General features: G+C 56.6%; 2 protein-coding genes. Both read left to right on the top strand.

The features are described from left to right. The coding region (gene mukB, locus RTY00_RS22345) for a chromosome partition protein MukB (RefSeq protein WP_312666308.1) at positions 1-2,134 on the top strand (2,134 nt) is incomplete at its 5' end. Between the two features lie 156 nt (positions 2,135-2,290). Then, positions 2,291-3,305, top strand: a 1,015-nt coding sequence (locus RTY00_RS22340; RefSeq protein ID WP_409519162.1) for a peptidoglycan-binding protein, incomplete at its 3' end; no start/stop codon positions are given.

Raw genomic sequence — 3,305 nt, 5'->3', positions numbered from 1 at the left:
TGGTCGCGCGGCGCGTGAAAACCAGCTTGAGTTGCTGAACAACGAACGTGAACAGTTGGCTGAGCGTTATGCCACGCTGTCGTTTGATGTGCAGAAAACCCAGCGTCTGCATCAATCCTTCAGCCGCTTTATCGGCAGCCATTTAGCAGTGGCGTTTGATGAAGATCCAGAAGCGCAAATTCGTCAGCTTAATAGCCGCCGTGGCGAGCTGGAGCGGGCGCTGGCGCAGCATGAAAATGACAATCAGCAGCAGCGTGCGCAGTATGAGCAGGCAAAAGAGGGCGTTAGCCAGCTGAACCGCCTGTTGCCGCGCGTAAATCTGCTGCTCGACGACACGCTTGGCGATCGCTGTGAGGAGATCCGCGAGCGCGTTGAAGAAGCACAGGAAGCCGCGCGTTTCCTGCATCAGCACGGCAGCAAACTCAGCAAGCTGGAGCCGCTGATTGCGGTACTGCAAAGCGATCCGCAGCAGCACGATCAGCTGCAGCGTGACTATCAGCAGGCACAGCAGCAGCAGCGCGATGCGCGTCAACAGGCCTTTGCCCTGACCGAAGTGGTGCAGCGCCGTGCGCACTTCAGCTATGAAAGTTCGGCGGGCATGTTGGGTGGTAACAGCGATCTCAATGAACAGCTGCGTCAGCGTCTGGAACAGGCGGAAGGTGAGCGCAGCCGCGCACGCGAACGTCTGCGTGGACATCAGGCGCAGCTGACGCAGTATTCGCAGGTGCTGGCTTCGCTGAAAAGTTCTTACGATGCCAAACGCGACATGCTGAAAGAGTTGCAGCAAGAGATGCAGGATATCGGCGTGCATGCCGATGCCAGCGCAGAAGAGCGCGCGCGCATTCGTCGTGACGAGCTGTACAGCGCGTTGAGCCACAACCGTGCGCGTCGCAACCAGCTGGAAAAACAGATTACCTTCTGTGAAGCCGAAATGGACAGCCTGCAGAAGAAACTGCGCAAGCTGGAACGCGATTATCATCAGATTCGTGAGCAGGTGGTCAGCGCGAAAGCCGGATGGTGCACAGTGTTGCGCCTGGTTAAAGAGAATGGCGTTGAGCGTCGTCTGCATCGTCGTGAACTGGCCTATCTCAGCGGCGATGAGCTACGTTCGATGTCGGATAAGGCTCTGGGTGCGCTGCGTCTGGCGGTAGCGGATAACGAGCATCTGCGCGATGTGCTGCGCATGTCGGAAGATCCGAAACGTCCGGAACGCAAGATTCAGTTCTTTATCGCGGTGTATCAGCATCTGCGCGAACGTATTCGACAGGACATCATTCGTACCGACGATCCGGTTGAAGCCATCGAGCAGATGGAAATCGAGCTGAATCGTCTGACCGAAGAGCTGACGGCGCGTGAACAGACGCTGGCAATCAGCTCACGCAGCGCGGCGAACATCATTCGCAAAACCATTCAGCGCGAGCAGAACCGTATCCGCCAGCTGAACCAGGGCTTGCAAGCTGTGAGCTTTGGTCAGGTGCGCAGCGTGCGCCTCAACGTTAACGTGCGTGAAGCGCACTCAACGCTACTGGATACGCTGTCGGAAGAGCATGAACAGCATCAGGATCTGTTTACCAGCAACCGCTTAACCTTCTCGGAAGCGCTGGCGAAACTCTATCAGCGCCTGAATCCGCAGATTGACATGGGCCAGCGCACGCCGCAAACCATCGGTGAAGAGTTGCTCGACTACCGCAACTATCTTGAGATGGAAGTGGAAGTGAATCGTGGCTCTGATGGCTGGTTGCGTGCAGAAAGTGGCGCGCTTTCGACCGGTGAAGCGATCGGTACCGGGATGTCGATTCTGGTGATGGTAGTGCAGAGCTGGGAAGAGGAATCACGTCGTCTGCGCGGCAAAGATATCTCGCCGTGTCGTCTGCTGTTCCTCGATGAAGCGGCACGTCTGGATGCCCGTTCAATCGCCACGCTGTTTGAGCTGTGCGAACGTCTGGAGATGCAGCTGATCATTGCGGCACCAGAGAACATCAGTCCGGAAAAAGGCACCACTTACAAATTGGTGCGTAAGATGTTCAATAACACCGAACACGTGCATGTGGTCGGCCTGCGCGGCTTCTCGGCGGATCCCGCACCGAGCAAAGATCAAAGTCCTACGGTCGGTCTTGAATATGAGAATTCATAACGCTTAATCTGGTTAAAAAACAGCACTACGTTTAATCTGTATGCGGCATCTGCACTTAGAGGCAGATGCCGTTTTTTATTCGTATACTCAACATTAAGAGTATGGCTGTACATGGCGATCACAGGGCGCTATGTCATTGGTGAGAAGGGGGCAGGGATGTTGCTAAACAATAAGCGCAAAATGAGTCGTGCTGCAGTAGCACTCGGTTTGTCACTGGTATTATCGCCGCTGGCTGTCAGCCATGCGGCCATCACTTCCACGCTACCCAACTCGACGCATCACAGCTCGATGTCGGTTGCTGCCAGTCAGCAGCAGATTCAGCAGGCGTTTAGCGCCACTGAACAACCCTTCTACCTGCCAGGCTTGGCCGGCATTTATGCGTCGCGTGACATGGCACCACTGTGGCAGGACCAGCAAGCGGTGCAGGCCTTCCAGCAGCAGTTGGCAGAAGTGGCGCTCTCAGGCGTGCAGCCGCAGTTCACCCGCTGGGTGGAGCGGCTAACCAATCCGAACATTAAAGGTCTGGCGCGCGATATCGTGCTCAGTGATGCGATGCTCGGCTATCTGCAGTTCGTTGCCAATGTCCCGACGCAGGGTGAAACCTGGCTCTACAGCAATGTGCCGTACAAGCTGACCATGCCATCGCTGGCCGCCATCAATCAATGGCAGAATGCGGTGAATGGCGGTGGCAGCCGTACTTTCGTGGTCTCACTGCAGCCGCAGCATCCGCAATATCTACCGATGCATAATGCACTGAAAACGCTGCTAAACGATCATCATCCGTGGCCGCAATTGCGTGATACCGCTACGCTGCGCCCAGGACAAATCAGCAATGATGTGCCTGCACTGCGTGAGATTCTGCAACGCACCGGCATGTTGACCGCCAGTCACAGCGCTACGCCAACACCGGCAGAAGATGCGGTACCCACGGCGCCGGTTCCGGTGAGTCAAAGCAATCAGCCGGTGGCGGTGAGTCCGTCTGCGGCAAACTTTGATGATATTGATGCGGCTCCGGCGCTCGCTGCGACGCCTGAAGTGGCCAATAATGTTGCTGCCAATCCGACGGCGACCGGCCCTAACGTCTATGACGCCACGCTGGTGGAAGGTGTGAAACGCTTCCAGCACTGGCAAGGCTTGGCCGATGATGGCGCAATTGGTCCACGCACCCGTG

The organism is Pantoea sp. CTOTU49201 (assembly GCF_032054795.1).
In the GTDB taxonomy this organism is placed as follows: Bacteria; Pseudomonadota; Gammaproteobacteria; order Enterobacterales; family Enterobacteriaceae; genus Pantoea; species Pantoea symbiotica.
The sequence above is the reverse complement of the archived record's forward strand: the minus strand, read 5'-3'. Positions and strand labels throughout refer to the sequence as shown.